The sequence below is a fragment of the Streptomyces sp. SP18BB07 genome, from assembly GCF_036322545.1.
In the GTDB taxonomy this organism is placed as follows: Bacteria; Actinomycetota; Actinomycetes; order Streptomycetales; family Streptomycetaceae; genus Streptomyces; species Streptomyces deccanensis.
Window position 1 is genome coordinate 13,503 of the sequence record NZ_JAQYWT010000218.1, and the last position, 15,236, is coordinate 28,738.

At 71.9% G+C, this 15,236-nt stretch carries 9 protein-coding genes; 4 read left to right on the forward strand and 5 right to left on the reverse strand.

What is annotated here, in order from left to right:
- Window positions 1-97: 97 nt before the first annotated feature.
- From PUR53_RS04205 to PUR53_RS04220, 4 genes are read right to left on the reverse strand one after another with little or no spacing between them, the layout of a single operon-like run.
- Entirely contained in the window at window positions 98-703 is a 606-nt protein-coding gene (locus PUR53_RS04205; RefSeq protein WP_329907414.1) for a GTP-binding protein, read from the reverse strand.
- Window positions 704-761: 58 nt separating this feature from the next.
- A complete protein-coding gene (locus tag PUR53_RS04210) occupies window positions 762-1,157 on the reverse strand; it encodes a DUF742 domain-containing protein (protein ID WP_239752348.1) in 396 nt (131 codons plus the stop codon).
- A 9-nt stretch (window positions 1,158-1,166) separates the two neighbouring features.
- Window positions 1,167-1,601, reverse strand: a complete 435-nt coding sequence (locus tag PUR53_RS04215) for a roadblock/LC7 domain-containing protein (protein WP_239752349.1) — start codon at window positions 1,599-1,601, stop codon at window positions 1,167-1,169.
- A complete protein-coding gene (locus PUR53_RS04220) occupies window positions 1,598-4,384 on the reverse strand; it encodes a sensor histidine kinase (protein ID WP_329907415.1) in 2,787 nt (928 codons plus the stop codon). The genes PUR53_RS04215 and PUR53_RS04220 overlap by 4 nt, the downstream gene beginning before the upstream one ends.
- Before the next feature lie 418 nt (window positions 4,385-4,802).
- Between PUR53_RS04220 and PUR53_RS04225 the strand changes: the two genes are divergently transcribed.
- From PUR53_RS04225 to PUR53_RS04240, 4 genes are all read left to right on the forward strand, one after another.
- Window positions 4,803-5,354, forward strand: coding sequence for a hypothetical protein (locus PUR53_RS04225; RefSeq protein ID WP_329907416.1), 552 nt, complete (start codon window positions 4,803-4,805; stop codon window positions 5,352-5,354).
- Window positions 5,355-5,616: 262 nt separating this feature from the next.
- Complete coding sequence (locus PUR53_RS04230) at window positions 5,617-7,083, forward strand: aldehyde dehydrogenase family protein (RefSeq protein ID WP_329895610.1); 1,467 nt, start codon at window positions 5,617-5,619, stop codon at window positions 7,081-7,083.
- Window positions 7,084-7,150: 67 nt separating this feature from the next.
- Window positions 7,151-8,740, forward strand: coding sequence for an APC family permease (locus PUR53_RS04235; RefSeq protein ID WP_329895611.1), 1,590 nt, complete (start codon window positions 7,151-7,153; stop codon window positions 8,738-8,740).
- A 95-nt stretch (window positions 8,741-8,835) separates the two neighbouring features.
- A complete protein-coding gene (locus tag PUR53_RS04240) occupies window positions 8,836-10,386 on the forward strand; it encodes a GMC family oxidoreductase (protein WP_329895612.1) in 1,551 nt (516 codons plus the stop codon).
- A gap of 70 nt (window positions 10,387-10,456) precedes the next feature.
- Here the strand turns inward: PUR53_RS04240 and PUR53_RS04245 are convergent, their stop codons facing one another.
- Complete coding sequence (locus PUR53_RS04245) at window positions 10,457-15,169, reverse strand: hypothetical protein (RefSeq protein WP_329907417.1); 4,713 nt, start codon at window positions 15,167-15,169, stop codon at window positions 10,457-10,459.
- Window positions 15,170-15,236: the final 67 nt, after the last annotated feature.

Sequence of the window (15,236 nt, forward strand, 5' to 3'; positions counted from 1 at the left end):
CGCCGTCGCGTCAGCAGCTGCGTCGAACGGGGCTCCACGCGCGCGTGCCCATGAAGCCACGGCCCGTACCCCTGTCGGCGGGGGTACGGGCCGTGCCTCAGGTGGTGACGGTCTGGCGCTGCCCCGAGGCGTGGGCCATCGCGTGCCGGACGACGGCGACGAGGACGTCCTTGACCGAGTCACGCTGTCGGGCGTCGCACAGGACGACCGGCACGTCGGGGTCGAGGTCGAGGGCCTGGCGGACCGTCTCGGCCGGGTAACGCGCGGCTTCGTCGAAGCAGTTGACGCCGATCACGAAGGGTATGGAGCGCCGCTCGAAGTAGTCGACGGCGGCGAAGCAGTCCTCCAGGCGGCGCGTGTCGACGAGGACGACGGCCCCGAGGGCGCCGGAGGCGAGCTCGTCCCAGAGGAACCAGAACCGGTCCTGCCCGGGGGTGCCGAACAGATACAGGACGAGGTCTTCGCGCAGGGTGATGCGGCCGAAGTCCATGGCGACGGTGGTCGTCGTCTTGCTCTCCACACCGCTGGTGTCGTCGACCGGGCGGCCCGCCTCGGTGAGCACCTCCTCGGTGCGCAGTGGCTTGATCTCGCTGACCGCGCCGACGCAGGTCGTCTTTCCCACGCCGAAGCCGCCGGCCACGAGGATCTTGAGCGTGACGGGCTCGACCGGGGGTGTACCGCGCTCAGTGCGCCCGAGGATCATCGGTCTTTCTCCTGCTGGATGGGGTGTCTGTCACGTGTTCGCTCCGCCTCCGTGGCGCTCAGAGCGCCCGGAGGCCGTTGATGACGTCGCGCAGGATGCTCTCGTCCACCAGCTCGGCAGGCGGTACGGGGCGGGTCACGTGGACGAGTTCCTCGTCCACGAGGTCTCCGACGAGGACGCGGACCACTCCGACGGGGAGGTCAAGGTCGGCGGCCAGTTCGGCCACCGACTGCGGGGTGTCGCGGCAGAGCTCGACGATACGGACGTGCTCAGGGGAGAGGGAGTGGTCCTCCTCCAGGTCGTCGACGTGCGGTTCCGTGACGACCACGGCGATCAGGTCGAGGCGGTGCTGGATCGCGTGGTTGGTCCGGCCGCGTGTCATCGCGTACGGACGCACCACTGGTCCGGCCTCGTCGTCGAACCAGTGGCTTCTTCCCTGACCGTCTCGGCTCATGCCATCCCACTACCCGCCGAGGGGGCCGTCGGCGCGCGGGGCGGATCCCAGATGTACGCCGACCCGCTTGACCAGGAGGGTCATCTCGTAGGCGACCTGCCCGATGTCCGCGTCGGAGTCGGCGAGGACGGCGAGGCAACTGCCGTCGCCGGCGGCCGTGACGAAGAGGAAGGCCTCGTCGAGCTCGACGACGGTCTGCCGGACGCTGCCCGCCTCGAAGTGGCGGCCGACGCCCTTGGCAAGGCTGTGGAATCCGGAGGAGACGGCGGCCAGGTGCTCGCTGTCCTCTCTGGTGAGGTCCTTGGAGACGCCCGTGGGCAGTCCGTCGCTGGAGAGCACGAGCGCCTTGCGGATACTGGCGACACGCTCCACCAAGTCGTCCAGGAGCCAGTTCAGCTCCCCGGACGTACCGGTCGCGGTCCTCTCGGCCTTCGGTGCGGTCATCGACCGTCCCCCTTAGTCGTTCCTCTTGGTGCTGAGACGCCCCGGGCGTCGTCGCCCTCGGCGTTCTCCTCGCGGCCACGCTGCCAACCCCGTTGGAGCGAGGCCATACGGCTGCGTACCTCGTCGGCGTCACGTTCGCCCGGGTCCTGGTGCCGCTCGGGGCGGGACCTCTCGCGTTCGGTGCGCCGGTCGGGTCCCTCCTTCAACTGCGGTGCCAGACTGGCCTGTCGGACGCGACGGGGCAGCGGCCCCGGAGCTGATTCTGCCTGGCCGGTCGTCGTGTCCGCGCGCGGGGTGGGTTCGCCCGCGCCGTACGGCGAGGTCGTCCGGGCCGGGTCGCCCTCCGGGGTCGTACGGCGGCGCTGGGGCAGCGCGGGGCCGTCGAACCCGCCGGGGGGCAGGGCGGTGAGCGGCCGGGTGTCGGCGCTCTCCTCGAGACCCGCCGTACGGCCCTGGCCGGGCTCGCCCTCCGGGTGCCTGGCCCTGGCCCCGGTCACCGAACGGCCGTGCGAGCTGACGAGGTGCGGGGTCCGGCGCTGCGGGAGTGGCACGGGGCCGAGCGTCGGGTCGGGGTCGGTGAGCGGCGCCTGCCGTCCTTCGCCGTCGCGCCCCGGCTGCCGCTGTTCGTCGGTGACGCCGGTGAGGGAGCGGCGGGGCCGGAACAGTCCGCCCTGCTCGGGCTCCTCGTCGCCGAGGGCGCCCGGGAAGCCGCCCAGGGGCTCCAGGTCGACCGGAGCCTCCAGTTCCACCGGGCCGTCCAGGATGCCCGCGGTGAGCCCGGGGAGCCGGACCGGCACCTGGGAGAGCGCCGCGTTGCGCTCCTCCTCCAGCTCGGCCTCGCGGGTGGGGTGGGCGCGGTCGAGGCGGAAGCCGATGCCGTTGGTGTCGGGGACGTCGTCGGTGAGCAGCGCGTCGGGGATGAACACCACGGCCGTGGTGCCGCCGTACGGGGAGGGCTGGAGGGAGACCCGGACCTTCTGCCGCTGGGCGAGCCGGCTGACGACGAAGAGGCCGAGCCGGTCGGTGTCGGAGAGTTCGAAGTCGGGGGTCTCGGCGAGCTTGAGGTTGGCGTCCAGGAGCGCCTCGGCCGACATGCCGAGGCCCCGGTCGTGGATCTCCAGGGTGAAGCCGTTGGCGACGCGCTCGCCGTGCACCTGCACGGCGGTGTGCGGGGGCGAGAACACCGTGGCGTTCTCCAGGAGTTCGGCCACCAGGTGGGTGAGGTCGGCGACCGCGGGGCCGGTCACGGCGACCCGGGGCAGCCGGCGGACCTCGATCCGCTCGTAGTCCTCGACCTCGGCGACGGCCGCGCGGACGACGTCCATGAGCTGGATGGGCTTGCGCCACTGCCGGGAGGGAGCGGCGCCCGAGAGGATGACCAGACCCTCCGCGTGCCGGCGCATACGGGTCGTCAGATGGTCCAGACGGAACAGGTCGGCGAGTTCGTCGGTGTCCTCGGTCCTGCGCTCCATGGTGTCGAGCAGGGTGAGCTGCTTGTGCAGCAGGACCTGGCTGCGGCGGGCGAGGTTGACGAAGACCTCGGAGATGCCGCTGCGGAGTTCGGACTGCTTGACCGCGGCCTCGACGGCCGCCCGCTGGAGGGTGTTGAGGGCTTGGCTGACCTCGCCGATCTCGTTCTTGTCGTACTCCAGGTGCGGCACCTCGGTCTCCACGTCGACCTGTTCGCCCGCGGCGAGTCGGCGCATCACGCTGGGCAGCCGCACCCCGGCGGTCTCGTGGGCCTCCTGGCGGAGCCGGCGCAGGTCGCGGATGAGGACGCGGCCGATGCGGACGGACATGAAGAGCGAGAAGAGCAGGGCGAAGAGGCCGAGGACGCCGGCCACGGCGGCCTTCAGGATGACGTTGGTGACCAGCGGGCGGACCCGCTCCTGGTAGCGGTCACCCGCTTCGACGCTGAGGTCGCGGAGGTCGGCGAGCACGGGCTCGACCGAGGTGTCCCAGCTCTTGGCGTTGAACGTGGTGGGCTTGCCGGGTTGGGAGGCGATGACGGCCTGTTCGACCGAGCGCAGGGGCGCGGTGCTGGCGTTCTTCCAGTAGTCGGCGAAGCGGTCGCGGTCGGCGGTGGGCAGCTGCGGCAGGCTGATGTCGTACATCAGGGTGCGCTGCGCGACGAGGTCGGAGAAGTCGCGGATCTCGTCCTTGGTGATGCGGTCCGCGACGAGCACCGAGCTGAGCAGGGCGTCCTCGCGGGAGAGGAGTTCGCGGGCGCGGCCGACGTTGACCAGGGCGCGGCCCTGCTTGTCCATCTCCACGCTGTCGAGCGCGGGCAGGTTGGACAGCAGGGTGAAGCAGGGGTCGACGAGTTCGTTGTAGTGGCCGAGGGCCTGGTTGACGGTGACGGTGCCGCTCTCGACGGTCGACCGCAGGGAGGGCAGGGTGTCGAGGGCGTCCAGGATCGTCGTCAGCCGCAGCGAGGTGGCCTCGCCCATCTCCTCACGGAGGTCGGCGTCACGGGCGTGCGCGCGGAACTCCTCGACGGACTTGTCCGTGGCGGCCCGGCTGCGGTCGAGTGCCGTGGCCGCCTCGGTGGACTTGGGGTCGGCGAGGTAGACGAGGGTCTGGCGGCGTTCCTGCTGGAGCACACGGATGGTGTCCTCGGTGGGGAAGCCGACCTTCTCGACGATGTCCGCCACCCTGAAGAGATCGCTCGCCTCACGGCCCGTCAGCACCGTGGCGAACGTCCAGACACCCGTCAGGGCCACCAAGGGCACGAGCAGCAGCGCCACGATCTTCCGGCGGATCGATTTCCCGCGAAAGCGCATGGCCTCCCCCAGCTCGACCCCCGCCAGGCCCGGGGGCACACATGTGCGTCAACAAACGGCGTGAGCCTACTACCGACTCGCGTGTATCTCGAAGAGCCGGCTGGGCGCCCCTGGCACCAGGGGCGAACCGGACAGGGGGAGTTGTCCGTTCATTGGGGGAGATTGCCGCCCGCTGTCCGGCACTTGAACCAATGACATCCCGTCGGGGAAGTCTGCCGGTTGGCCGGATTTTTTCGTTCCGCGGGAATCTTCGGTGCACGTCGATCGTCTTTCTGTACGGGAATTGGAGGCGGAATCGGCCACAGATCCCGCAGGCCGCTCTCAGGCGGCGTAAACCAGAGGAAGTCGGGCACCAGTGGGGGGCCGGGTCCACGGATCCGGATCTGTTGGTCCACCGGCGGTGGGGAGTGACGAGTTGATGGGCACGGCGGAGCGGCGCGCAGCGTCCGGGGACGGAGCGGCGACGCCCGAGTTGGCGGCGCGGAGCGCTCGCACACCGGATCGCGGCCTCCTGGCGGGGGTCGGCGTCGCGGTGGAAGAACGGGGGCTCTCCCCGCGCGCCGAGGAAGAGCGGGTGTATTACCGGCCGTTGTGGATCGAGGAGCCGGCGCGCAGGCGGCGGCTGCCCGATCCGGTGCGGACGGCGGCGGTGCGTGCGGTCCTCATCATCGCGGTGACACTGCTTCAGGCGATGGTGGCGTTCCTGTGCACCCTCGCGGGTTCCTGGCTGGCGTTCCCCATGGTGCTGAGCAGCGTGGCGAGCACGATCGCGGCGACCTGGGGCGTCCTGGACGTCTGGGTGACCCGCCAGGTGTGGAAGCAGCGCAACGGGGTGGTCTCCACCCCCAGCAGCACCGCGCGCTCCCTGCGCCGGGAGCGGCGGCGGGCCCGCCGCGAGGCACGGGCGGCGGTGCGTACGCAGGAGCGAATACGCCGTCGGGGTGGCGCCGGGCAGCTGTCGCACCCGTAGGGCGACCGGGGCGGGCCTTTCCTGGAAGGGCCCGCCCCCTCCGGGCGGCGATGACGGCCGCCCTCTTCTGGCGGGCCTGCCACCGCTCCTCCTGACGCCTCTCGTCGCCCCCTCCTGGCCTCTCTCACCAGGGGCGTTCTCCTGACCAGGCGTGTCGACGGTCACATTTGACCCGCTCTTGGGCATAGAACACGGTCTTCCGGTTAGGCGCTCAGCCGCGAGGGTGCCTGTCGCACGGCGCTGACCAGGAGGAACGAGAGACATGCCCGAACTATTCATCGGTGGCGCATGGCGGTCCGCGCTCGACGGCCGGACGCGTGAGATCCGCTGCCCCGCCGACGGCAGCCTGGTCGCGGTCGTCGACGAGGCCGGCGCCAAGGACACCGTGGAGGCCATCGCGGCGGCGCGGCGCGCCTTCGACGAGGGCCCCTGGCCCACCACCTCGCCCGCCGACCGCGGTGACCTGCTGCTGCGCGTGGCGGACCTCCTCGTACGCGACAAGGACGCGCTCGCCCGCGCCGAGTCCCTCGACACCGGCAAGCGGCTGGTGGAGAGCGAGTACGACATCGACGACATCGCGAACTGCTTCCGCTACTTCGGGCGCGCGGCCACCGCCGAGTCGGGCCGCGTCGTCGACACCGGTCAGCCGGGCGTCGACAGCCGGGTCGTGTACGAGCCGGTCGGGGTGTGCGCGCTGATCACCCCCTGGAACTACCCCCTCCTCCAGACGGCCTGGAAGGTCGCCCCGGCCCTCGCGGCCGGCAACACCTTCGTGCTGAAGCCGAGCGAGCTGACCCCGCACACCGCCATCCATCTGATGCGGCTGCTGGTGGAGGCCGGGGTGCCCGAGGGCGTGGCCAACCTCGTCCTCGGTGCCGGGCCCGAGGCGGGTGCCCCGCTCTCCGACCACCCGGACGTGGACCTGGTCTCCTTCACCGGTGGCCTGCAGACCGGCCGTCGGCTGATGGCCAACGCCGCCGCGAGCGTGAAGAAGGTCGCCCTGGAGCTCGGCGGCAAGAACCCGAACATCGTCTTCGCCGACGCCGACTTCGACACGGCCGTCGACATGGCGCTGACCGCCGTCTTCCTGCACTCGGGGCAGGTCTGCTCGGCGGGCGCCCGGCTGCTGGTCGAGGACTCGCTGCACGACCGGTTCGTCGACGAGGTCGTCCGCCGGGCGCGGGAGATCCGGCTCGGCGGTCCCTTCGACGAGCGGGCGCAGACCGGCCCGCTCATCTCCGCCGCCCACCGCGCGAAGGTCGAGGAGTACGTCGCCCGCGGCATCGCCGAGGGCGCGGTGCTGCGCTGCGGCGGCGAGCGGCCGAGCGGCGAGGCGTACGACAAGGGGTTCTACTACCTGCCGACCGTCCTGGACGAGTGCACGGGCGGGATGTCCGTGGTCCAGGACGAGTCGTTCGGGCCCGTGCTGACGGTGGAACGGTTCAGCACGGAGGACGAGGCGGTACGGCTGGCCAACGACACGATCTACGGTCTGGCCGGTGCCGTGTGGACGACCGACGAGGCCAAGGCGCAGCGGATGGCGGCCCGGCTGCGGATCGGCACGGTGTGGATCAACGACTTCCACCCGTATGTGCCGCAGGCCGAGTGGGGCGGTTACAAGCAGTCCGGCTTCGGCCGTGAACTCGGGCCCGCGGGGCTCGCCGAGTACCGCGAGGCGAAGCACATCTGGCGCAACACGGCTCCGGCACCGCAGGGTTGGTTCGCCTAGTCCGTCGTTCTCGGCACCCGCAGAGCCACTCCCCCTCCCCTCCCCAAGGCCCACCAGGAGTCCGCTCATGACGACCCTTGAGCAACCCACCGGACCGAAGAGCGCGTCCGACGACACCGAACTCACCGAGTTCGGCTACAAGCCCGAACTCAAACGCACCCTGGGCAACTTCCACACCTTCGCCGCCGGGATCAGCTACATCTCGATCCTGACCGGTACCTTCCAGCTGTTCTACTTCGGCTTCGCCAGCGGCGGCCCGGCCTACTGGTGGTCGTGGCCGATGGTGTTCGTCGGCCAGTTCATGGTCGCGCTCTGTTTCGCCGAGCTGGCGGCCCGCTACCCGGTCGCGGGCTCGGTCTACAACTGGTCGAAGAAGATAGGCAATCCGCATCTGGGCTGGCTCGCGGGCTGGATGATGCTGACCGCCTCCATCGTGTCCATCGCGGCGGTCGCGCTGGCCTACCAGTTGACGCTGCCCCAGATCTCGGACGTGTTCCAGATCGTCGGGGACGGCACCGGCACGTACGACGTGGCGACCAACGCGGTCATCCTGGCTGCGGTGCTGATCCTCTTCACCACCCTGGTGAACGCCTTTGGCGTCAAGCTGATGGCCCGGATCAACACGGCGGGCGTGTTCATCGAGCTGATCGCCACCGTCGTGCTGATCGTACTGTTCGCCGTCCACATCACCCGTGGTCCGCAGGTGGTCCTGGAGACCAACGGCACCGGCGCGAGCTACGGCAACGGCTATCTGGGCGCGTTCCTCGTGGCGTCGCTGGCGTCGGCGTACGTCATGTACGGCTTCGACACGGCCGCCTCGCTCGGTGAGGAGTCGCTGGACCCGACCCGGAACGCGCCGCGCGCGATCATCCGGGCGATCGTCGCCTCCTTCGTCCTCGGTGGTCTGATCCTGCTGCTGGCGCTGATGAGCGTCTCCAGCCTGAAGGGCGAGCAGTTGTCCACGGACGGCCTGCAGTACGTCGTGCTGAACGTGCTCGGCCCGACGGCCGGCAAGGCGATGCTGTGGTGCGTCCTGATCGCGGTCACCGTGTGCGCCCTGGCCGTGCACACCGCCGCCGTCCGGCTGACCTTCGCCATGGCCCGGGACAACAACCTGCCCGCCTCCTCGAAGCTCGCCAAGATCCACCCGCGCTTCCAGACGCCGGTGCTGCCGACCGTGATCATCGGGGTGCTGGCGCTGGCGATCCTGGTGGTCAACATCCGTCAGCCGCAGATCTTCACCGTGGTGACCAGCATCGGCATCATCATGATCTACCTGGCCTATCTGGGCGTCACCGTACCGATGCTGGTGGCGCGGCTGCGCGGCACGTGGCAGCCGGCCGGGGGCGGACGGTTCTCGCTGGGCCGCTGGGGACTGCCGGTGAACATCCTCGCCGTGCTGTGGGGCGCGGGCATGACCCTCAACCTGATCTGGCCGCGCGCCGCGGTCTACAACGCGGCCGCCCCCTTCCACTGGTACCTGCAGTGGGGTGCCGTCCTCTTCGTCGGGATCATCGCCGGTGGCGGCTTCGCCTACTACTGGTTCGTCCAGCGGCACAGGACGGGCGTGCTCGCCGAGCACTGCGTGGCCTCCGAGGCCGGGGCCGCCCCGTCGGCGCCGCCCGCCGCCCCCCTCGCCACGCCCGCGGCGGACTGAGAGCCCCCACCGGGCGTCACACGGCAGAGCACCACCCAGCACAGGACAGCACAGCACGCAGCTCGACTGCACAGCACCCAGGAGGTCAACTCCCCATGATCGAAGACGAGTTCGACTATGTCGTGGTCGGCGGCGGAACCGCGGGAAACGTGGTGGCGGCCAGACTCTCCGAGGACCCGTCGGTCACGGTCTGCGTCCTGGAGGCGGGCCCCAGTGACGTCGGCGACGACGACGTCCTGAAGCTGGAACGCTGGATGGGCCTGCTGGAGTCCGGCTACGACTGGGACTACCCGGTGGAACCGCAGGCCAGCGGCAACAGCTTCATGCGGCACGCGAGGGCGAAGGTGCTCGGCGGCTGTTCGTCCCACAACTCCTGCATCGCCTTCTGGGCACCGGCGGAGGACCTCGACGACTGGGCGGCCGCGGGCTGTACGGGCTGGTCGGCGGCCGACCTCTTCCCGCTCTACCAGCGGCTGGAGACCAACGACGCACCCGGCGACCACCACGGCCGCAGCGGTCCGGTGAAGCTCCGCACCATCAAGAGCGAGGACCCCTGCGGCAACGCCCTGCTGGAGGCGTGCGTCCAGGCGGGTATCCCGACGACGCCGTTCAACACGGGCAAGACGGTGATCCGGGGCGCCAACTGGTTCCAGATCAACTCCGACGAGAACAACATCCGCCAGTCCTCGTCGGTGGCGTATCTGCACCCGATCATGGGCCGACGTCCGAACCTGGAGGTGCGCACCGGGGTCCGCGCCAAGAAGCTGGTGCTCGACGGGCGGCGCTGCGTCGGCGCCGAGTATCTGGACCCGGACCTGATCCACACTCGGACGGTGCGCGCGCGGCGTGAGGTCATCGTCTCCTGCGGCGCCATCGACACCCCGAAGATCCTGATGCTCAGCGGCATCGGCCCCGCCGAACAGCTGCGCGAGGTCGGCGTCGACGTGGTGGTGCACTCGGTGGGCGTCGGCGAGAACCTCCAGGACCACCCCGAGGGCGTCATCATGTGGGAGGCCGCGCAGCCGATGCCCACCACGTCCAACCAGTGGTGGGAGGCGGGCATCTTCTACGACACCGAACCGGACCTGGACCGGCCGGACCTGATGTTCCACTACGGGTCCGTGCCGTTCGACATGAACACGGCCCGGCACGGCTACCCCACGTCCGAGAACGCGTTCTGTCTGACGCCGAACGTGACGCGGGCGAAGTCCCGGGGCACCGTGCGGCTACGCACCCGGGACTACCGGGACAAGCCGAAGGTCGACCCGCGCTACTTCACGCACGAGCACGACGTGCGCGTGATGACGTACGGGCTGCGGCTCGCCCGGCAGATCGCGGCGCAGCCGGCGCTGAGCGGGTGGGCCGGGGCCGAGCTGGCGCCCGGGCCCGACGTCCGCACCGACGAGGAACTGTTCGACTACATCCGCAAGACCCACAACACCGTCTACCACCCGGCCTGCACGGTGAAGATGGGCGCGGACGACGACGCCTCGGCCCCGCTGGACGCGCGGCTGCGGGTGAAGGGGATCGAGGGGTTGCGGGTGGCGGACGGGTCGGTGATGCCGGATCTGGTGACCGTGAATCCGTGCATCACGACGATGATGATCGGCGAGAAGTGTGCGGATCTTTTGAAAGCCGACGCGTAGTCGCCGTGCTGACAAGGCCGTGGGGAACTGCGGGTCCGTAGGGGCTGGTCGCGCAGTTCCCCGCGCCCCTTCAGGGCGCGGCTGTGGTGGGCCTCTTGTACATGCGTGTCGCCGTGATCTCCGTGTGGGACGTTTCTCCCTGCTGGGGCGGTTGGGGGAGGCCCGGGCGCAGGTGTTCCTCCACGCTGATGTACTTGAGGCCCGCTCGTAGGTCGGCGTCGTTGCGGAGGCGGATGACCAGGGGGAACTCCGCCAGGGCGGTCGTGTCGAAGAGGCCGGTGGTGTAGAGGAGCTGGACGCCGAGGGCGTCCGAGACCGCGCGCTGGAGTTCCAGCAGGTACGTCGCGTTGGCGCGGCCGATGGGATTGTCCAGGAACAGGGTGCCGGCGTGACGGTGCTTGTCCCGTCCCCGGTCGTTGCTGCGCAGCGCGGCCATCGTGCAGTACAGGGCGATGGCGGCGGTGAGCAGCTGGCCGCCGGAGAAGACGTCGCCCATCTGGCCGACGGGGACGCGCTCGGCCCTCAGCACCGCGTCGGGCTTGAGGATCTCCACGGCGACGCCCCTGGGCTGGAGCGCGGCGCTGACGCCCCTCAGCAGCAGGGACATGCCGTCGCGGCGCATGTCGGAGTTCTTCTTCACGGCCGCGCGGGTCGCCTCGTCGACGACCTCGCCGAGACGTTCGGTGAGGGTGGCCTGGTCGGGCTCCTCGAAGCGGATCCGCAGGAACTCCTGGCCCGACCACTCCCCCAGGCCCTCGGGCAGCCGGGAGAGCCGCTGGGCGGAGCGGAGGGTCGCGAGGGCCGACTCCACGAGGCCCCGCAGCCGGTCGACGATCGAGTCCCGGTTGCGCTCCAGCTGGGCCAACTCGTCCGTGAGGACCCGGAGTCGGGGCGCGAACGCGTCGGCCCACTTCTGGGCGTGCTCGGGTAGCGAGGAGGCGGGCAGCTCCCGGATCTGCTGGCGGGCCGGCGTACGGACCTGTTCGTAGCGTGTGGAGTTGGCGTGGCGTACGAGGACGTCGCTCGCCTCGCGCACGGAGCCCTCGGCGGCGGAGAGGTCGGCGGCGCAGCCCCGCAGGGAGCGGCGGGCCTCCGCGGCGGCCCTGCGGGCCTCTTCGAGCCCTCCGGGGTAGGGCTCGGGCTCGTCCTGCTCGTCGTCGGTGGAGTGGTCGCGCAGCAGGTCCCGCAGGAGGGCGGCGGTCTCGTCGAAGCCGCCGGCCGCGTCCTCGGCGGCGCGGTGGGACTCCAGCAGCTCGGCGTGGGCCTCCCGGGCCTGGGTCAACGCCTCGGCGCGGGACGCCAGTTCGGCGGTGGCCGTGCGCAGCAGGGCCTGGGCGTGGTCGGCGTCGCGCGGGAGCAGTTCCTCCGGCAGCTCCGTGTGCGTCTCGCCGTCCTCCGGGGCGAGACGCTCGGCCTCGCCGCGCAACCGGCCGAGCTGCTCGCTCGCGGTGGACGTCCGCGTCTCCAGCAGCTGGACGAGTTCCTCGGCGCGCGACGCCGCCGCCTGCCGCGAGGGCCCGTCGGAGCCGTCGGGCGACTGCAGCAGCTGCTCGGCGCGGTTGCGGACCTTGTTGGTCAGCCGGTCCAGCTCGGCGATCGCGGCACTCTCTTCGCTCTCGGCCCGCGCCTGCTCGGCCCGCAGGTCGGCACCGACGCCGACCTTCTCGTACACCTGGGACGCGGCCCGGTAGGCCTCACGGAGAGCCGCGAGGGGCTGCCTGGGCGCGTCGGAGTCCGTCTCCGGTACGTCGTCGGGGGCGCCCGCGATCTCGGCGCGCTCGCCGCGCAGCGCACGCGCCGTGCGGCGGGCGTCGTCCGCGCCGCGCTGGGTGGCACGCCGGTCCTCGTCGGCGGCGCGGGCGCGCTCCAGGCAGGACTGGGCGCGGGCCTCGGACTCGGCGGCCTCGTCGGCGAGTTCACGGAGCTTCGCCTGCCAGCCGGCGCGCTCGCGCAGCCGGTAGGCCAGTCCGGCGAGGGCGTCGGCGGCGCGGCGGGCCTTCTGCGCCGCCTCCTGCCGCTCGTCCCGCACCTGGGCCGCCTCGGCGGCCGCCTCCTCGGCCTCGGCCCGCACGGTGCGCGCCTCCGAGAGCTCCGCCTCGGCCTCCTCGGCGAACGCGCGCGTCTCCCGCGCGGCGTCGGCCAGCTCGGTCAGGCGTCCCGCCGGGCAGCCCGTGCGCCAGGAGGAGAGCCGGGCCGCCAGCTCCCGGTCCTTGCCGAGACGGGCCGCGAGCTCCCGGATCTCCTCGTCCCGTGCGGTGGCCCGCGCGCGCAGCGCCTGCCGCTCCTCGTCGGCGGCGTGCTCGTCGTGCATGGCCGGGTTCGGCGGGACGAGGAAGACGTCGGAGGAGGGCCCGTCGGCGCCGTTCATGGGCGGCGTCGGTGCCAGCAGGGCCGCGGCCGTGCCGACGGCCACGGCGGACCTCGGGAGCAGGGCGGCGTCGCTCAGTGCCTCGCGGGCCCGGGCGTGCGAGTCGGGGTCGGTGATGATCACACCGTCGACCAGCTCGGGGCGCGCGGCGAGCACGCGCGCGTGGTCGGTGGGATCGACGGCCTGGGCGAGGTAGCGCCAGCCGGGGAGGGCCGGGATGCCGTGCTCACCGAGGAACTCGACGGTCGCCAGGACGTCCGGGCCCGGTGGCAGCAGTCCGCCGTCGCCGAGGGCGCCGAGGATGCGGGAGTCGTCGGCCGCGGCGGTGCGCAGCTCGAAGAGGTGGCGCTCGGCGGACGACACGTTCTCGTCGAGCAGTTCGCGCAGTTCGTCGGCGAAGCGGTCCAGCTCCTCGGGGGTGAGGGGGCCCTCGGCGAGATCGCGTTCACCCGAACCGCCGACGGCGTCCGCGCCGGCCGCCCGTGCGGTGGCGCCGACACCGGTCGCGCCGTCGGCGTCGGACCCGCCCCTGCGTGGTCCCGGCACCCCTGCCGATGCCCTGCCCACGGCACCCGGCAGACTCAGCAGCTCCGCCAGCCGCTCCTCCCCCGCGAGGGCCTCCGCGGTGCGTCGCTCCCCGTCGTAGGCCCGCTCGGCGGCGATCGCCGCGTCCGCCGCGCGGGCGGCCGTGAGTTCCGCGCGGGACTCGGCGGACGCCGCCTCACGGGCCTGCTCGGAGGCGCGGCGCGAGGCCTCGCGCGCGGTGTCCCAGGCGGCGACGGCCGTCTTCTCGGCGTCGCTTGCGGCAAGGGCGGCCCTGGCCGGGTCGGCGTCCGGCGCGCTGTCGTCCAGCCAGCCCGCGCGGACCGCCTCGGCGGTCTCCTGCTCGACCTCGCTGAGCCGCTGCTTCAGGTGCCCGATCTCGCTGCGGGCGCGTTGTGCCTCGGTGGCGGCGACGGTCGAGTCCCGGTGGGCGGCCTCGCCGACCTCCTGCAGGGCGGCCGACTTCTCCTCGCCCTCGTTCGCGAGGTTCTCGGCGCTCTCGGCGGCGGCGTGCAGGGCCCGTACGAGGTCGACGGCGGCCTTGGCGCGGGCGGCGAGCGCGGGGGCGGCGTCCCGTTCGGCCTCCTGGATGGCGGCTGCCACCCGGGCGACGCGGTCGGCGGCGGCCCGGTGCCTGAGCACGGCCTCGGCGGCCTGCCAGGCGGAGTGCAGGGTGCGTGCGTCGGCCAGCTCCCGCTTCTGCGCGGCGGCCGACTTCTCGGCGGCGGCGAGCGCCAACGAGGCGTGCCGGTAGGCCAGTTCGGCGGCGATGAGCGCGCTGCGGTCACGGGCGGCCTCGGAGTGGGTGACCGCGTACGCGGCGGCGGTGACCCGCTGGGCGAGATCGGTGCCCCGCAGGCGCTCCCGGGCGGCGCGTGCCGACAGTCGCCGGGCCAGGGTGCGGGTACGGCGTTCGGCGCCGGCGTGGACGTCCCGGGCCCGGGACCGCCCCTCGGCCGCCTCCACGATGCGGCCCAGCAGATCCACGGACCCGGCCGTGAAGTCCCGTTCGGCGATCAGCTCCGCCCGCCGCCCGAGCTTGTTGCCGAACCCGGCGACGAGGTCGGCCAGTCCGTCCGTGTCACGGGTGTCGGTCACGGCCCGTAGCAGCAGGTCGGTGAAGTCGGAGTCCTTCTTCACCGCGAAGAGGCCGGCGGCCTCGCCCTCGTCGGCGTTCATCTCCCGCTGGTAGCGGAAGAGTTCGGGGTCGAGACCGAGGTCCGTCAGATGCTCGTTCCAGCGGTCGTGGATCTCCTCCCAGTGCACTTCGAGGTGCGGATACGTCTTGCCCGCCTCGGTAAGGGCGTCCCGGAACCCCTTCATGGTCCGCCGCCGTCCCTGCGCGCCAGAGGCGCCCTCGACGAGCGGCCGTACGGCGGTGGACTCGGCGACGGGCAGATTGTCGAGGCTCAGCCCCGGGCCGGGCCGGAAGGAGTACCAGGCCTCGGCGAACTTCCGTGGGTCGTTGGAGACCTGCCGTCCCCGCCACTCGCTCACCTTGCCGACGACCACGCACTCGCCGGTCAGGGTGTGCTGCCACTCCAGGGCGACGTGCCCGCAGTCGTCCGCCAGCAGGAACTTCCGCAGCACTCCGGAGCTGGCACCGCCCAGGGTGTTGCGGTGGCCCGGCAGCATCACCGAGAAGATCAGCTTGAGCAGCACGGACTTACCGCCGCCGTTCTCCAGGAAGAGCACGCCGGCCGGCGCCGGCCGGCGTGGCGGTTCGGTCGGCTCCTCCTGGAAGAACTCCGCCTGCTGCGGCGCGGGGTCGGGCACGAACTCGCCCACACCTCTCAGGTCCAGCACGGTGTCGGCGTAGCGCGCACCGGCCGGCCCGATGGAGTAGAGGCGGACCCGGGACAGCTCGTACATGGCGGCGGACTTTCGCGGTCGTGACGGTGGATCGTGCGGGGGGATCAGGGCAGTTGTGGGATCAGGG

Excerpts from the sequence above, each read along its gene's own strand:
- PUR53_RS04205 (WP_329907414.1), bottom strand. The coding sequence starts at position 703 with ATGATCCTCGGGCGCACTGAGCGCGGTACACCCCCGGTCGAGCCCGTC.
- PUR53_RS04210 (WP_239752348.1), bottom strand. The coding sequence starts at position 1,157 with ATGAGCCGAGACGGTCAGGGAAGAAGCCACTGGTTCGACGACGAGGCC.
- PUR53_RS04215 (WP_239752349.1), bottom strand. The coding sequence starts at position 1,601 with ATGACCGCACCGAAGGCCGAGAGGACCGCGACCGGTACGTCCGGGGAG.
- PUR53_RS04220 (WP_329907415.1), bottom strand. The coding sequence starts at position 4,384 with ATGCGCTTTCGCGGGAAATCGATCCGCCGGAAGATCGTGGCGCTGCTG.
- PUR53_RS04225 (WP_329907416.1), top strand. The coding sequence starts at position 4,803 with ATGGGCACGGCGGAGCGGCGCGCAGCGTCCGGGGACGGAGCGGCGACG.
- PUR53_RS04230 (WP_329895610.1), top strand. The coding sequence starts at position 5,617 with ATGCCCGAACTATTCATCGGTGGCGCATGGCGGTCCGCGCTCGACGGC.
- PUR53_RS04235 (WP_329895611.1), top strand. The coding sequence starts at position 7,151 with ATGACGACCCTTGAGCAACCCACCGGACCGAAGAGCGCGTCCGACGAC.
- PUR53_RS04240 (WP_329895612.1), top strand. The coding sequence starts at position 8,836 with ATGATCGAAGACGAGTTCGACTATGTCGTGGTCGGCGGCGGAACCGCG.
- PUR53_RS04245 (WP_329907417.1), bottom strand. The coding sequence starts at position 15,169 with ATGTACGAGCTGTCCCGGGTCCGCCTCTACTCCATCGGGCCGGCCGGT.